Origin of the sequence: Mycobacterium simiae (assembly GCF_008370645.1) — a bacterium.
GTDB classification, from domain to species: Bacteria; Actinomycetota; Actinomycetes; order Mycobacteriales; family Mycobacteriaceae; genus Mycobacterium; species Mycobacterium simiae_A.
On sequence record NZ_VTZN01000133.1, the window covers coordinates 1 to 14,913 of the forward strand.

The following is a 14,913-nucleotide window of genomic DNA, read 5'->3' on the forward strand; positions in this document are numbered from 1 at the left end:
CCGGTACCGCCGGAGGTGCCGTTGCCACCGTCGGCGCCGTTGCCGCCGGCACCGCCGTCGCCGTAGAGTGCGCCGCCGTTGCCGCCCGCCCCGCCGTTACCGCCGGCAAAGTTAAGCCCGGCGGCCCCGCCGTCTCCGCCGGCGCCGCCGTTTCCAGTGAAGAGGCTGGACCCGCCGGATCCACCGGAACCCCCTGCGCCGGTGGTGCCGTTGCCGCCGTTGCCGCCGGCCCCGCCCGAGCCGAACAACCCAACGCCTCCGGCCCCGCCGATCCCACCCGCGGCGCCGCCGCCGCCGGCGCCGCCGGCCCCGCCGGGGCTGAACAGCCCGCCGAGGCCACCTTGGCCGCCGGCCCCGCCCTTACCGACGACCCCGGTACCGATCCCGCCGGCGCCGCCGGCGCCGGCCGCGCCAACCAGCAGGCCGGCGGCTCCGCCGTTGCCGCCGGGCCCCCCGGTCGCGCCGGTGGTGCCGGACCCACCGGCTCCGCCGTTGCCGATCAAAATGCCACCGTCGCCACCGTTTTGCCCAGTCCCCGGGGCTCCGTTGGCTCCATTGCCGATCAGCGGACGCCCCACCAATGCCTGCGTGGGCGCGTTGATGAGATTCAGCAGATTTTGGTCGACGGCGGCGGCCGAGGCGGCGTCGGCGTTGACATAGGCCTGCGCGCCCGCCTTCAGGGCCTGCACGAACTGGTCGTGAAACGCCCTCGCCTGCGCAACCGTTTGCTGATAGCCGAGGCCGTGCGCTTCGAACAGCACGGCGATCTGCGCCGATACCTCATCGGCGGCTGCGGCCAGCACCTGTGTTGTCGAAGCCGCCGCCGCCGAGCTGGCCGTGTTGATCGTCGACCCGACGCCCGCCAACTCTGTTGCCGCCGCCGTCAGATACTCCGGAATCGCTATCACATAGGACATGGGCGGGTCCTTTTCCTTAACCGTTCCTTCACGCTCCGTGGCCAAGTCACGGAAGATGAACACGGACACTATGCAGCCATTTGCAATACAGCCAATAATAATCAGTGATCGTTATTAGAACGTTATCTAGCGTGTAAACGCGATGCACAAATATCGGCACACGTTCATTAAGTGATCAATGATGCAAAGTTGTGTAACTGGTTTCGTGCGTCTTTCCCATCCTGGGCCGGGGAATGGCCTCGATCCTGCGCGCTCGTGATTACGCCAGCTCCCACACCTGCAGTGCGGTTCTCGCGACCACTTCCTCGACGTCGTCGAGCGCATGGGCCATCGCCAGCCAGCGCAAATGGTGCGACCGCCGGCGGGCCGTAGCTGACCACCGGGCCGGTCTCGTGATCGAGAATCACACGGCGGAACTGACGCTTACCCGCGGCGAGCTGACCGTCTCGGCGAGCGCCGCGGCCCGTTGTGGCCGCATCGGATTCGGCAAGCCCATCGCCATTCTCAGCGCCGGACGCATAAACACCTCGAAAGACACAGCACGCTAACCGGATTTCCCGGCAGCGTGATGATCGGCGTGCCCGCCAACCGTCCGACGCCTCGGGGCATTGCTGGTTGCATTGCCACTTTGAACGAATTCCACGCCCCGATGACAGGCCAGAGGAGCTGGTAGTGACCCCGGTGTCCGGGTGTTGCTCATGACGGGCGATCCTCGCCCATGAGTGGGAGACCATCGCGTTCTGACGACGGGTGCCACGGCCGGCACACGAGTTGCCCATTTCTTCCGACACCTCGCGAGGTCTCGGGTTGTCGCGCGTAGTCGGGCACAACGAGTATCAGTTCGGAACAAGGGCCACTGTGACGGATGTGACTGGACGCTGCGTACCGCGCCTCGTCGCAAGCTGCTTTCTCATCGCTCGCTGCTTCTCCTGGGCGCTACATGCCCCGCCTCGCCGCCGGCCGCGCTTCTTGCACTCGGCATGGGCGAGTGCTAAGAATGATCTTGGCACTCGCGACCGGCGAGTGCTAGGTCGGGACGGTGAGGTCCAGCAACAATCGGCTGCGATCGTCCGTCGCGGGCACTGCGCCCGGCCAGCGTAAGTAACGGGGTTGCCCGAACCCGGTGACCCCTGTTTCATTCCCAATCCGGAGGAATCACTTCGCAATGGCCAAGACAATTGCGTACGACGAAGAGGCCCGTCGCGGCCTTGAGCGGGGCCTGAACGCCCTCGCCGACGCGGTAAAGGTGACGTTGGGCCCCAAGGGCCGCAACGTCGTCCTGGAGAAGAAGTGGGGTGCCCCCACGATCACCAACGATGGTGTGTCCATCGCCAAGGAGATCGAGCTGGAGGACCCGTACGAGAAGATCGGCGCCGAGCTGGTCAAGGAAGTCGCCAAGAAGACTGACGACGTCGCCGGTGACGGCACCACCACGGCCACCGTGCTGGCTCAAGCGCTGGTCAAAGAAGGCCTGCGCAACGTCGCGGCCGGTGCCAACCCGCTCAGCCTCAAGCGCGGCATCGAGAAGGCGGTCGAAAAGGTCACCGAAACCCTGCTCAAGTCGGCCAAAGAGGTCGAGACCAAGGAGCAGATCGCAGCCACCGCAGCAATTTCGGCGGGCGACCAGTCCATCGGCGACCTGATCGCCGAGGCGATGGACAAGGTGGGCAACGAGGGCGTCATCACCGTCGAGGAGTCCAACACCTTCGGCCTGCAGCTTGAGCTCACCGAGGGTATGCGGTTCGATAAGGGTTACATTTCGGGTTACTTCGTCACCGACGCCGAGCGGCAGGAAGCGGTCTTGGAGGACCCCTACATCCTGTTGGTCAGCTCCAAGGTGTCGACGGTCAAGGACCTGCTGCCGCTGCTGGAGAAGGTCATCCAGGGCGGCAAGCCGCTGCTGATCATCGCCGAGGATGTCGAGGGTGAGGCCCTGTCCACCCTGGTCGTCAACAAGATCCGGGGCACCTTCAAGTCGGTGGCGGTCAAGGCTCCCGGCTTCGGTGACCGTCGCAAGGCGATGCTGCAGGACATGGCCATCCTCACCGGTGGTCAGGTGATCAGCGAGGAGGTCGGCCTCTCGCTCGAGACCGCTGACTTGTCGCTGTTGGGTAAGGCCCGCAAGGTCGTTGTCACCAAGGACGAGACCACCATCGTCGAGGGCGCGGGCGACTCCGACGCCATCGCCGGCCGGGTGTCCCAGATCCGGGCTGAGATCGAGAACAGCGATTCCGACTACGACCGCGAGAAGCTGCAGGAGCGGCTGGCCAAGCTGGCCGGCGGTGTTGCGGTGATCAAGGCCGGTGCGGCCACCGAGGTGGAGCTCAAGGAGCGCAAGCACCGTATCGAGGACGCGGTCCGCAACGCGAAGGCGGCTGTCGAGGAGGGCATCGTCGCCGGTGGTGGCGTGGCCCTGCTGCACTCGGCTCCGGCCCTGGACGAGCTGAACCTCACCGGCGACGAGGCCACCGGTGCCAACATCGTCCGGGTGGCGTTGGAGGCTCCGCTGAAGCAGATCGCGTTCAACTCCGGGCTGGAGCCCGGCGTAGTGGCCGAGAAGGTTCGCAACTCACCCGCCGGTACCGGCCTCAACGCCGCTACCGGTGAGTACGAGGACCTGCTCAAGGCCGGCGTTGCCGACCCGGTCAAGGTGACCCGTTCGGCGCTGCAGAACGCGGCGTCCATCGCGGGCCTGTTCCTGACCACCGAGGCCGTCGTAGCCGACAAGCCGGAGAAGGAAAAGGCTGCCATGCCCGGTGGCGGCGACATGGGAGGCATGGACTTCTAGTCCGGTACTCCAGAAAGAGCCCGGTCCCGCCTGTGGGGCCGGGCTTTTTCCGCTCCTGCGGCTACGGCTGGCTAAACACGATGCAGTCGTGCAGGCAACCCTGAGCGGCCGATGGTGAGTCGGCCTTGCGGTGCAGCAGCGCACGAGTGGGCACCACACGGCAGCGCACTGCGTCGGCGTCGGACTCGGTCTCGGCGCGGCCGTCGACCATCAGGGAATAGCCACCCGGCTCGGTGGGCGGCCACAGCACGGTGACGTCGCTGCGACTGGCCAGGTTTTTGCGGGTGCGTCCGCCGATCAACCCGACGTCGACGATCGCCTGAGGTCCTTCGGTGCCCGCGGGCAGATCGCGCATTACCGGTTCCACGGTCACGGTGTGGACGTGGTAGTCGTCATCGACCGTGATCAGGTATGCGAAGGGATAGTCGGCCAGGGCGGTGGCCAGCCGCTTGAGGTCTACCTGCTTGGCGCCCATGGCATCGAGAATAGGCGGCTGGTTGGCTTACTCCGAGCGCACTGGCAGCTTGATACCAGTGTCCGGCTCGCCAGGTTCACGGCTGGGGTAGAACGTTGACCGTGGGATGCTCGACCCGGAAGTACTGGGAGCGCCCAAGCCCGCTTCCCGGGTGGCGGTGCGCAGGCCGGCATCGTTAGCACCCGCGTTGTAGACACCGGTGTAACCGGTGCCGGCGCTGCGCACACCCGACGGCGCGGCGGAGCCACTGCCCGCATTGCCGGCGCCGGTGCTCGCGCTGCCGCTGTCGAGCCCGCTGGCCGGCGTAGCTGGCGCGGCGGCCGGCGCAGCGGCGGTTGGGGTGGCCGAAGCTGGGTGCAACGGGCTTGCCAGGGCCGGGTTCACGGCTCCCGTCTGGGCAAGTGCCGAGTTGAGGATGCTCGAGCCCAAGGTGGCTGTGCCGCCGGTGGCATAGCTGGCGGAGCTGGCCAGGGCCGGGTCTAGAGCGGCTGCAGCGGCCATATCGCCAGGCATCGCCGACTGCCACAGGCCCATGTTCATGCTGCCGGCATTGCCGAAGCCGGCGTTGATACTCCCGGAGTTTCCCAGGCCGGAATTGAGCAAGCCTGAATTGCCGATGCCCAAGTTCCCAGTACCGGAATTGAAAAAGCCAACGTTTCCGGTTCCGGAATTCCCGAACCCGACGTTGCCGCTACCTGAGTTGAAACCGCCGAAGCCGACCTTGTTATCACCCGTCAGTCCAAACCCCAACGACCTGTCGCCGGTGCTGGCGAACCCGAGGTTGCCACTTCCCAGGTTGCCCATACCGAGGTTGTTATTGCCGGTGTTCCCGCTGCCGACGTTGCCGCTGCCGGTGTTGCCGACACCAAGGTTGCCGCTGCCGGTATTGCCGATGCCGATGTTTCCACTGCCGGTGTTGCCGAAGCCGAGGTTGATCGCGCCGTTCTTGCCGATGTCGATACCAAGGTTGCGCAGTACTTGCTGCCAGGGTGCCAATTGTGCGGCGGCTGCCGACGCATCGAAGTGATAGGCCGCCATCGCTGCCACGTCCGACGCCCACATCTGCTCGTAGGCGGCCTCGATGTCCATGATCGCCGGCGTGTTGAATCCCAACCAGTTGGTGGCCGCCAGCACCTGCATCAGCCCACGATTGGCCGCCACCACCGCCGGCTGCACGGTCGCCGCCAGTGCCGCTTCGAAAGCGGACGCGGTAGCCGCGGCTTGTATTCCCACCTGCTCGGCTTGCAGCGCCGCCGCGCCGAGCCATGCCATGTACTGGGTGGCGACGGTCAACATCGCCGCCGCCGACGCACCCTGCCAGAAACCATTTGTCAGCTCGGACGTGACCGCACTGAATGACGCCGCCGCCGCAGCCAGCTCCTCAGCCAAACCGTTCCAGCCCGTGGCCGCGGCAAGGAGCGGCCCCGCTCCGGGACCGGCAAACATGAGTGCCGAGTTAATCTCTGGCGGCAACCACGCAAAATGCGGGTTTGTCACTAGCCCAAACTACCCGCCAGCGCCCTTCGCCGTGGCCGTATCGGCATCGGAAAAACTGCCCATCCATAGCGGGCCCACAGGAAGCTCCAGTAGTTCAGCGGGGGACCGGCGCGGTTTGGCGTCCGCGCACCAGCTTTCCGGGTCGAGCAGCGGTGGGCACACCGTGCTCGGCGATGACCTGTCCGGAAACCACCGTCGCGACGTAGCCTTCGGCGGTCTGATCCAAGCGGCGCCCTCCGGCGGGCAGGTCGTGTCGGATGACCGGCTTGTGCAGCCGCAGCGCGGCATGGTCGATGACGTTGAGGTCGGCCTTATAGCCCACGGCGATGCGCCCGCGGTCGGCCAGCCCGGCCACCCTAGCCGGAACCGAGGTGAGTTCGCGGACGGCTTCGGCGACGCTGAACCGACCCGACGTGCGATCGCGCGCCCAGTGCGCCAGGAAGTAGGTCGAGTAGCTGGCATCGCAGATCATGCCGTAGTGCGCACCGCCGTCGCCCAGCCCGAGTACGACGTCGTCACGGCGCAACAGTTTGCCGACGGTGTCTAGCGAACTGTTCTCCAGGTTGCTGGTGGCGACCAGCAGCATGGCGTGGCCGTCGTCGTCGAGCAGTCGGTCGTAGGCCTCTTCCATCGGGTTCACCCCCCGGGCCCGAGCCCGGGCCCCGATGCTGTCCGCCGGGTCCGGCTCGTAGTTGGGGTTGTCACCTAATGGGAAGATCCAATCCCAGGCCTGCGCCACATACAGGATCGGATGACCGACACCGGGCTTGTCAGCCAGGATGCGGGCACGGACTTCTGGCTTGCGCATTTCGGCGACCCGCTCGGCGAGTGGTAGGTCCGCGATCTCGCGGTAGCTGGGGTAGAGCACGAACGGGTTTGCCGACAGCTGCAGCCCTATGATCAGCCCGATCGGACGCGGCAGCAGTTGCGCGGTGAAAAAAGGGCCTTCGCCCGCCTTCTTGTTGGCTTTCTCCACCATCGTGAGGGCGTCCGGCCAGGTCGGGTCGCCGACGTTGGCCACCACGAGGGTGAAGGTGACCGGCAGCCCGACGTCCTCGGCGACGTCGAACACCGTCTGCAACACGGGCTGATAGCCACCGGCCGGAATGTCAGGCACGAACTGCAGCAGTCCACCGCCGCCGTCGACGACACCCCTGGCGACCGCCTCGATTTCTTCGCGAGCGGCGTCGTAGCTGGGGATAGGCGACCCGCTCTCGGTCTTGTGGATGGTCAGCCGCGAGGACGCGAAGCCCAGCGCGCCCACCTCGATCGCCTCCTTGGCCAACGCTCGCATTCTCGCGAGGTCTGCGGCGGTGGCCGGCTCGCGGTCGGCGCCGCGCTGCCCCATCACGTACACCCGTAAGGGGGAGTGCGGAAGATAAGCCGCCACGTCGATATCACGCCTACCGGCTTCCAGAGCGTCCAGATACTCGGGGAACGTCTCCCAGGTCCACGGCAGGCCGTCGGTCATGACAACGCCGGGAATGTCCTCGACCCCGGCCATCACGTCGACGAGCACGTCGTGGTCTTCGTGGCGGCACGGCGCGAAGCCCACCCCGCAGTTACCCACCACCGCGGTGGTCACCCCATGCGCCGACGACGGCGTCAGCCGGTCCGACCAGATGGCCTGGCCGTCATAGTGGGTGTGCAAATCGACGAAACCCGGCGTGACCAGCAGTCCGGTCGCGTCGATCTCGCGTTTGGCGCCGTCCGCGGTGACCGACCCTACGGCTTTGATGACACCGTCGCGCACCGCGACGTCGCCTACATGTGGTTCACCTCCCAGCCCGTCGACGATGGTGCCGTTATGGATGAGGAGGTCATAGGTCATCTAAGTAATCTACGGCCGTGCGGGTTGTGGTGCCAGGCACGCCGTCGCCCGTAAAGTCGCCGATATGGCCGGTACCGACGCCGCAGCCCGGGAGCTGCTGCGTGACGCGTTCACCCGATTGATCGAACATGCCGATGATCTCACCGACGGCCTGACCGACGATACCGCCGACTATCGGCCCACCCCCACCGCCAACAGCATTGCCTGGTTGCTCTGGCACAGCGCCCGGGTCCAGGACATTCAAGTGGCCCACCTAGCCGGCGCCGAGCAGGTCTGGACCCGCGACGGGTGGGTAGACCGGTTCGGCCTCGATCTGCCCCGCAACGACACCGGCTACGGGCACAGCGCTGAGCATGTGGCCAAGGTGCGCGCCCCCGCCGACTTGCTCTCTGGCTACTATCACGCCGTGCACCAGCTCACCACCGAGTACGTCGCCGGAATCGACGCAGCAGAGCTTGCCCGCATCGTGGACACCAACTGGGACCCGCCGGTGACAGCCAGCATGCGGTTGGTGAGCATTGTCGACGACTGCGCACAACACCTCGGGCAAGCCGCATACCTGCGTGGGATCGCGCAGTAGGTTGTGAAGCGTGCGATTCGCTGCGACGGTGCTGTTCTGGCTGGCCACCACGGTCGCGCTGACGGTAGCGGTGCCGGCGGCGTGGACGCAGACGAACATCATCGACGAGGACGGCTACGCCGGGCTGGCTCGCAGCGCCGCGGGCGATCCGGTTCTGCAATCGGCGATGGCGTCCGAGCTCACCACGCGCGCAATGGCCCTTATCGCTGAACGCGGCGGGCAGCGCTACGCGATCGACAGTTCCCTGGTGCACGATGCGGCCACCGCATTCACCGCCAGCCCGTCGTTTCCGCCGCTCTTCGCACAAGCGAACCGGATCGCGTACAGTTGGTTGTTCAGTGAGCCGCAGTCTGATCGCAACGGGGACCAATGGGTAGTTGACGTGGCGCCGATGCTCAACGACGCCGCGCTGCACCAGGTGCTCAGCAGCTACCAGGTGAAGGTGCCCGCCACGCTCAAGGTTCCGCTGACGGTATCGGCGCCCCAGCCGGTGCGCCAGGGCCAGCTGAGGCAGCTCGCGGTCTGGGGTCCGTGGGTGAGCGTAGGCGCGGTAGCGGTGAGCGTGGTGTGCGGGTTGCTGACGCTGTTTACCGCCCGTCGCCGCGGCAAGGCGCTGACCAGCCTCGGCGTCTCGGCGTTGCTTGTCGGTGCCGCCGGCTGGGCCGGTATCGAGGTAGGCGGGCGGTACCTCAACGATGCGCTCAACCGGACAACTGGCGATATCCGCCGCATCGCCGACGCGATGGTCAGCAATGCGGAGGGCAGCCTGCACTTGTGGCTGACCTTGACGCTGATCGCTGGCGCGGCCCTGGTGGCGCTCGGCGTGGCCGTCGCGGCGCTCGGCAGCCTCTTCAAGTGATTTCGGGGCGGCGCGACACCGCATGCCTTAGTGGTCCCGCTCGTAAGCTCGTCGTCGGGCGCGGTGTGGCCTGGATTGCCTGGTGGTCGAGTGCCGGATAGCTGACTGTGCGTCCTGGGCGGCTTACTTGATCGAGCGTTCATCCACGGCGGCGACACGCCGCGAAGCTTCGCCACCAACGCACACTGGAAGCCACGTGCTCCCACTCGACGCCTGCACCAGCCCGGGTATGGCGACCACTTGGGCAGCTTAGCGGAGCGGCAGCTCTGCCAAAATCGTGCCCGTCGGCCGTGGCGAGCCGGCGCCGGGCTCGACGGTGAACGCCAACGCCGTGGAGCCGCCAAGGTCGGGCAGCGTCGCCTTCGTTGACGGCGACACCGCCGCTGTTCCCATGGTCCCCGCCGATGCCGGACCGTTGGCCCCCAGCAGCCACATTTGATAGACGGTTCCCGGAGACGGCGGCGGCACATTGTTCATCACCAGCACACCGGCATTGCGGTCGCGGGAGAACATCACCGTGGCCGTGCCGCCGCCGAGCGGGCGCGAGACCGTCTGCACATCCGGTGCGGCCAGAACCTGGTCGGCCACCGTGGGCGGTGCCGCCGGCCGCATCAGCGCCCCCAGACCGAACGCTCCTAGGCCCACCACGATGGCCGCCGCTGCTGCCAAGGTGGCGGTACGCCAGCGTGCTAGCCGGCGGCCCGGGGCTCTTGGGGCTCTTGGGGTGGATGTCACAGCGCCCAACACGGCCGCGCGGAGCTGCGCTGGTGGTTGCGCGGCCGTCGTCGCCGATACGACCGCCATCGTCTCGCGCACAGCACGGACCTCGTCATTGAAGGCCGCCGCGACTGATGCCGGGGCAGCGGCTACTCGGCGGTCGATATCGGCCCGGTCCGTGTCGGACACCGCGTGCAGGGCGTAGGCGGTTGCCAGCTCGAGCAGTGCGAAGTCGGTTGGCTCAGTCATGAGCGCCGCTCTCCACCGCAAGCGGGTGGTGCCCCCACTGCGTCGTCGCCGGCGCGTTCATGGCATATCCAGGCAGTTGCGCAGCCCTCGCAGCGCGTCGCGCATGCGTGACTTGATCGTCGACAGATTGGCGGCTAGCCGCTGGGCCACCTCGGCATACGTCAGGCCGCCGTAGTAGGCCAGTTCGATGCATTGCCGCTGCGCGTCGGTCAATCCGTCCAGACACCGGGTGACGCGGCGGCGTTCGTCACCGGCGATCGCCGAATCGGCGACGACGTCGCTCGCCGGGTCGATATTGGCGGCGCCATACCGTGATTCTCGATGGCTGCCGGCTTGCTCGGCCCGTACCCGGTCGATGGCGCGGCGGTGCGCCATGGTCAGCACCCAGGCCAGCGGCGAGCCTTTGGCGGCGTCGTACTCCGACGCCGTCCGCCACACCTCGAGGTAAATCTCCTGGGTGGTTTCTTCGCTGTACCCGGCGTCGCGCAACACTCGCGTCACCACTCCATACACGCGGGACTTGGTGTAGTCGTAGAACGTTGCGAACGCATCGCTGTCGCCGCGCGCGATCTGGCGCAACAGCGCGTTGAGGTCGTTGCTTACCCGTGCCGGTCCGGTCATCGTGGGTAGCCTATCGCCAGGCAGTGCCGAGATCGCCAAGCTGGTCATCGCTGAGCCTCCGGCCGCGGTGGCCGCGGCAGGAAATACGCTGTCCGGCGCTGGTATTCGGCGAAGCCGGGACGGCCCTTCATGTACTTCTCGGTGAGCCGGGCACCGCTCACATCGACCAGGAAGTACGTCATCAACAACGGGGAGCCCACGGTAAGCAGCGGCACCCAGCCGTTGATGGTGATCAGCCACAGTCCCCACCACACGCAGGCGTCGCCGAAGTAGTTGGGGTGGCGCGTCCACGCCCACAGGCCGCGATTCATGATGACCCCGCGGTTGGCCGGGTCGGCTTTGAACACCCGGAGTTGGCGGTCGCCCACGGTTTCGAAAACGAACCCGAGCAGCCACACCGCCAACCCCAAATCCGCGACGGCCAGCAACGGTATGGGAGTCGGGCCGGAAACCGCCGATAGCTGCAGCGGGAACGAGATGAACAGTGTCAGAAAACCTTGCAGCAGGAAGACCTTGCGCACCACTTGGCCCGCTGTGGCGCCGCGCAGCAGGTCGGCGTAGCGAGGATCCTCGCCCTTGCCGGCCGTCTTGCGGTACATATGCCAGCTCAGCCGCAAACCCCAGATGGACACCAGCGCCAGCAGCAGCCAGCGGCGGACCGGGTCGCCGGAGCCTAATACGGCAGACACGGCCGCGACCCCGATGAACCCCAGGCCCCATGCCACGTCGACGACGTTGTAGCGGCCGATCTGGCGGCCGATCGCGAACGTCACCGCGTGCACGACTGCCACCGCCAAAGCCGAAGCGCCCGATACTACGAAGATTTCACCGTCGATCACTGCAGGCCCTTGCGTTCGAAGGTCCATTGAACGACATCGAGATAGCCCGCCCGGAATCCCGCTTCAGCGTAGGCCAGATAGAGCTCCCACATCCGTGCGAATACATCGTCGAAACCCAAGCGCGCCACCTCTTCTCGCCGCTGAACAAACCGCTCCCGCCAGAGCCGCAGGGTCTCGGCGTAGTGCAGTTGCAGTGAGGCAATGTCGGTGCTGCGCAAGTCGGTGTGTCGGTTCGCGATCTTCGCAATGGCCTCCTTGGACGGCAGCAGCCCACCCGGGAAGATGTACTGCTGCATCCAGGTGTGCGTCTTGCGACTGGCCAGCATCCGGTCATGGGGCATGGTGATCGCCTGGATCACAACTCGGCCGCCCGGCCGGACCAGCTGATTCAAGGCTGCGAAATACGTTGGCCAGGATCGGTATCCGACCGCCTCGATCATCTCGACCGAGAGCACGCAGTCATAACTCCCGTCGACGTCGCGGTAGTCGCGCAGGTCGATGTGCACCAGGTGGGACAGACCTGCCGCGGCGACTCGCTGACGTGCCAGCCGCTGCTGTTCTACAGACAGGGTGATCGACCGGACGTGGGCTCCGCGGGCGGCCGCCCGGATGCACAGCTCGCCCCAGCCGGTGCCGATCTCGAGCACCCGGCTGCCGGGACCGACGCCGGCCATGTCGAGCAGCCGGTCAATCTTGCGCCGTTGCGCCGCAGCCAAATCCGACCACCGCACTGGTTGGGCGGCGCGCAGGTCGGCGAACAGCGCCGACGAATAGGTCATGGTCTCGTCGAGAAACTGGGCGAACAGCTCATTGGACAGGTCGTAATGTTCGCTGACGTTGCGGCGAGCCTGATCCCGGCTCGTGGCCCGGCATGTGGGCTGGAAAGCCGGCGCGATCGGCCGCAGCCGCTGTAGCGAGCGCGGCACCAGGTCGGCCACCGACTCGGCAAGGACCGTCAACGCCCCGGTGAGATCCTGCGACGACCACTCGCCGGCCATGTAGGACTCTCCGAAGCCGATCAGGCCGCGGCGTCCGATACGTCGCGTCAATGCTTCGGGCCGGTGGATTGTCAGCATGGGAGACATCGGGCCGCCGGCGCCGAGCGCCGTTCCGTCCGGGTAAATCAGTCGCAGCGGCAGTCGGGTGGCCGCGCGGCGCAGCAGCCGGCCGGCAACTGTTGCCGAGAACACGGCGACCGGGCCCGACGGCACCTGCGCCACCGCCGGCCAGCGTTGCGAATCAATTGCTGTCGTTGGTGTTTCGATGATCTCCGGGATGGCCTCGATACTCATCGCGGTACCACTGGAACTCGACGTAACCACAATCTGATCCCCTGTATTCGGATGCGGGCGGCCACCACAAACGGGGCCAACGGTGCAATGACGTGCAGGAACGCGACTTCTTTCGGCGTCGCCGGCCGTCGGGTGCCGCGCAGGTTGGCGACAAATTCCGGGCATTCCGCGAACGCCCGCGGGTGCTCTCGGTGCAGCGAGACCGTGACGTCGACGTCGTTGTCGGGTCGTGGTGCGCGGACCACGTAATAGCCCTCGACCGCATTGAACGGTGAGACGTAGAACTTCTTGGCCGTCACCACAGGCGAATCCGCCGGTGGCAGCAGGTAGGCATGACGGCCTCCGTAGGTGTTGTGCACCTCGGCGACCACGTGGCGCACCTGGCCGTCGCGGTCGTGGCACCAGAAGATGCTCAACGGGTTGAAGACATACCCGAGCACCCGGGCCTGCAGCAGCGCGGTGATCCGGCCTGCGGGCAGCGCGACGCCGCGATCGGCGAACAAGGCTTCCAGCCGATCCCGCAGTGCGGCGTGCGGCGGCCCGGTGAAGTGGTCCGCAGCGCGAAACTGTGCGAAAGGGCGTAGCCACCGGGGTAGCCGGGGCAGCTCGTCGACGTCGACATACCAGCTATAGCTTCGGTATTCGAACGCATGGTGTACCGGGGCCTGTCTCGAGTGGGTGATCGTGGTGCGATAGATCGCCGGAGTCCCCGTTGTGGTCGACGCTTTGGTCAGCACGGCACGACCGCCTCGCGCGGGGTGGCGGCCGGCCAGTCCGCCCCGAGCCGACGGGCCGCACGCAGCCCCGAGACGGCGCCGTCCTCGTGGAAGCCCCAGCCGTGGTAGGCGCCGGCGAACACCACCCGATCATCGTCGAGCGTCGGCAAGGCACTTTGCGCCGCAACGGATTCCGGTGTATAGAGCGGATGGCTGTAGGTCATCTCGGCTAGCACCGACCGGGGATCCACGCGGTCATGGCCGCCGAGAGTGACCAAAAACCGTCGCTCGCCGTTGATGCGCATCAACCTACTGATGTCGTAGCTCACCACCACGTGTTCGCGACCGGGTGTCACCAGATAGTTCCAGGACGCGCGGGCGCGGCGATGGCGGGGCAGCACCGACTCGTCGGTGTGCAGTTGGGCCCGATTGGTCGAGTAGGGGATCGCTCCCAGTATGTGGCGCTCCCACGCGGTCGGTTCGTCGAGCAGCAACAGCGCCTGGTCGGGATGAACGGCGACGACGGCCGCGTCGAACTGACGCGGGGCACTGTGGCCGGCCTGAACCAGCACGCCGTGAGCCACTCGGCGCAGCGAGTGTACCGGTGTGCCCGTGGACACTTCGGCCAGACGCGAGGCGATGGCCTGAACGTAAGTGGCTGAACCCCCGCTGACCGTGCGCCACGTCGGCGACCCGAAAACCGACAACATCCCGTGATGGTCGAGGAAGACGAACAGGTACCGGGCCGGGTAGCGCAGCGCATCCTTGCTCGCGCACGACCACACCGCGGCCACCAAGGGAGTGATGAAGTAGTCGACGAAAAACGACGAGAAGCGGTGCCGCTTGAGGAAGGCTTCCAGCGGTTCCAGCTCGTCTGGGTCGGATGCGCCTGCGCGCAGTAGTCGCGAGGCGGCGCGGTGGAAGCGCAGAATCTCGGCCAGCATCAACAGATAGCGGGGCCGCAACGACTGCGGGCAAGCGAAAAGTCCCTGAGGGCCCAGGGCCCCGGCGTATTCCAGGCCGAGGTCGTCGGCCCGCACCGACATCGACATGTCCGACTCCTGGGTGGCCACACCGAGGTCGCCCAACAACCGGCGCAGAGTCGGGTAGGTCCGGTCGTTGTGTACCAGGAACGCGGAGTCGACGCCAATGACAGTGCCGTCGCCGCGATCGACATAGTGGGTGTGGGCATGCCCGCCGAGCCGGGTGTCTGCCTCATACAATGTGACGTGATCACGTCCGGACAGCAGGTAGGCGGCGGTGAGGCCGGCAACGCCACTGCCGATGATCGCTATCGAGCGTCCTGCGGGATATTCCTGCTGCACACCAGCTATTCGGAGCCGCCGGCTACTCGGATGGGAGCGGATCGGTTGGGCAAAGCAACCTAACGTTCGGCGCTCAAGGCCAGGAATCGATCCGTCTGCGCCGCTGCCGGTGCTATCGACGGTGTCCGGACCGGGCGGGACCGAACTCGCATCGGCCACCAGAACCAACGACCCAGCAGCGCGGCAATAGACGGCGTCATGAACGAA

The 14,913-nt window shown here is 66.6% G+C and carries 14 protein-coding genes and 1 pseudogene; 3 read left to right on the forward strand and 12 right to left on the reverse strand.

Annotated features, from left to right (window positions below; genetic code table 11):
* Together F0Q45_RS18840 and F0Q45_RS29435 are read right to left on the reverse strand one after the other, a co-directional pair.
* Positions 1–917, reverse strand: a 917-nt coding sequence (locus F0Q45_RS18840) for a PE family protein (RefSeq protein WP_149655384.1), incomplete at its 3' end; no start/stop codon positions are given.
* A 259-nt stretch (positions 918–1,176) separates the two neighbouring features.
* Positions 1,177–1,566 (reverse strand): annotated as a pseudogene (locus tag F0Q45_RS29435) (molybdopterin-binding protein); the annotation flags it as partial.
* A 516-nt stretch (positions 1,567–2,082) separates the two neighbouring features.
* Between F0Q45_RS29435 and groL the strand changes: the two are divergent.
* Positions 2,083–3,705, forward strand: coding sequence for a chaperonin GroEL (groL, locus tag F0Q45_RS18850; protein WP_149655385.1), 1,623 nt, complete (start codon positions 2,083–2,085; stop codon positions 3,703–3,705).
* 61 nt (positions 3,706–3,766) lie between these two features.
* Here the strand turns inward: groL and F0Q45_RS18855 are convergent, their stop codons facing one another.
* From F0Q45_RS18855 to F0Q45_RS18865, 3 genes are all read right to left on the reverse strand, one after another.
* A complete protein-coding gene (locus tag F0Q45_RS18855) occupies positions 3,767–4,180 on the reverse strand; it encodes a pyridoxamine 5'-phosphate oxidase family protein (RefSeq protein ID WP_149655386.1) in 414 nt (137 codons plus the stop codon).
* Positions 4,181–4,207: 27 nt separating this feature from the next.
* Positions 4,208–5,677 (reverse strand): PPE family protein, encoded by a 1,470-nt coding sequence (locus tag F0Q45_RS18860; RefSeq protein WP_149655387.1) that lies wholly within the window; start codon positions 5,675–5,677, stop codon positions 4,208–4,210.
* Between the two features lie 94 nt (positions 5,678–5,771).
* Entirely contained in the window at positions 5,772–7,508 is a 1,737-nt protein-coding gene (locus F0Q45_RS18865; protein ID WP_149655388.1) for an N-acyl-D-amino-acid deacylase family protein, read from the reverse strand.
* A 64-nt stretch (positions 7,509–7,572) separates the two neighbouring features.
* On the opposite strand from F0Q45_RS18865, the gene F0Q45_RS18870 reads away from it, so the two are divergent.
* A complete protein-coding gene (locus tag F0Q45_RS18870; RefSeq protein ID WP_149655389.1) occupies positions 7,573–8,088 on the forward strand; it encodes a mycothiol transferase in 516 nt (171 codons plus the stop codon).
* A gap of 10 nt (positions 8,089–8,098) precedes the next feature.
* On the forward strand, positions 8,099–8,947 hold the full coding sequence (locus tag F0Q45_RS18875) for a hypothetical protein (protein ID WP_149655390.1): 849 nt from the start codon (positions 8,099–8,101) through the stop codon (positions 8,945–8,947).
* A gap of 249 nt (positions 8,948–9,196) precedes the next feature.
* Here the strand turns inward: F0Q45_RS18875 and F0Q45_RS18880 are convergent, their stop codons facing one another.
* The 7 genes from F0Q45_RS18880 to F0Q45_RS30290 all read right to left on the reverse strand — a co-directional run.
* On the reverse strand, positions 9,197–9,913 hold the full coding sequence (locus F0Q45_RS18880) for an anti-sigma factor (RefSeq protein ID WP_149655391.1): 717 nt from the start codon (positions 9,911–9,913) through the stop codon (positions 9,197–9,199).
* 57 nt (positions 9,914–9,970) lie between these two features.
* A complete protein-coding gene (locus tag F0Q45_RS18885) occupies positions 9,971–10,534 on the reverse strand; it encodes a sigma-70 family RNA polymerase sigma factor (protein ID WP_149655392.1) in 564 nt (187 codons plus the stop codon).
* A 44-nt stretch (positions 10,535–10,578) separates the two neighbouring features.
* Positions 10,579–11,358 carry a DUF1295 domain-containing protein gene (locus tag F0Q45_RS18890; RefSeq protein WP_262491060.1) on the reverse strand — a complete coding sequence of 260 codons (780 nt, stop codon included), beginning with the start codon at positions 11,356–11,358 and terminating at the stop codon, positions 10,579–10,581.
* Positions 11,359–11,369: 11 nt separating this feature from the next.
* Positions 11,370–12,665 carry a class I SAM-dependent methyltransferase gene (locus F0Q45_RS18895; RefSeq protein ID WP_149655394.1) on the reverse strand — a complete coding sequence of 432 codons (1,296 nt, stop codon included), beginning with the start codon at positions 12,663–12,665 and terminating at the stop codon, positions 11,370–11,372.
* On the reverse strand, positions 12,662–13,399 hold the full coding sequence (locus F0Q45_RS18900) for a DUF1365 domain-containing protein (protein WP_223163924.1): 738 nt from the start codon (positions 13,397–13,399) through the stop codon (positions 12,662–12,664). Before F0Q45_RS18900 ends, F0Q45_RS18895 begins: the two co-directional genes overlap by 4 nt.
* Entirely contained in the window at positions 13,396–14,706 is a 1,311-nt protein-coding gene (locus tag F0Q45_RS18905; protein ID WP_149655395.1) for an NAD(P)/FAD-dependent oxidoreductase, read from the reverse strand. Before F0Q45_RS18905 ends, F0Q45_RS18900 begins: the two co-directional genes overlap by 4 nt.
* Before the next feature lie 59 nt (positions 14,707–14,765).
* On the reverse strand, positions 14,766–14,913 hold a 148-nt coding region (locus tag F0Q45_RS30290), incomplete at its 5' end, for a hypothetical protein (RefSeq protein ID WP_373425034.1).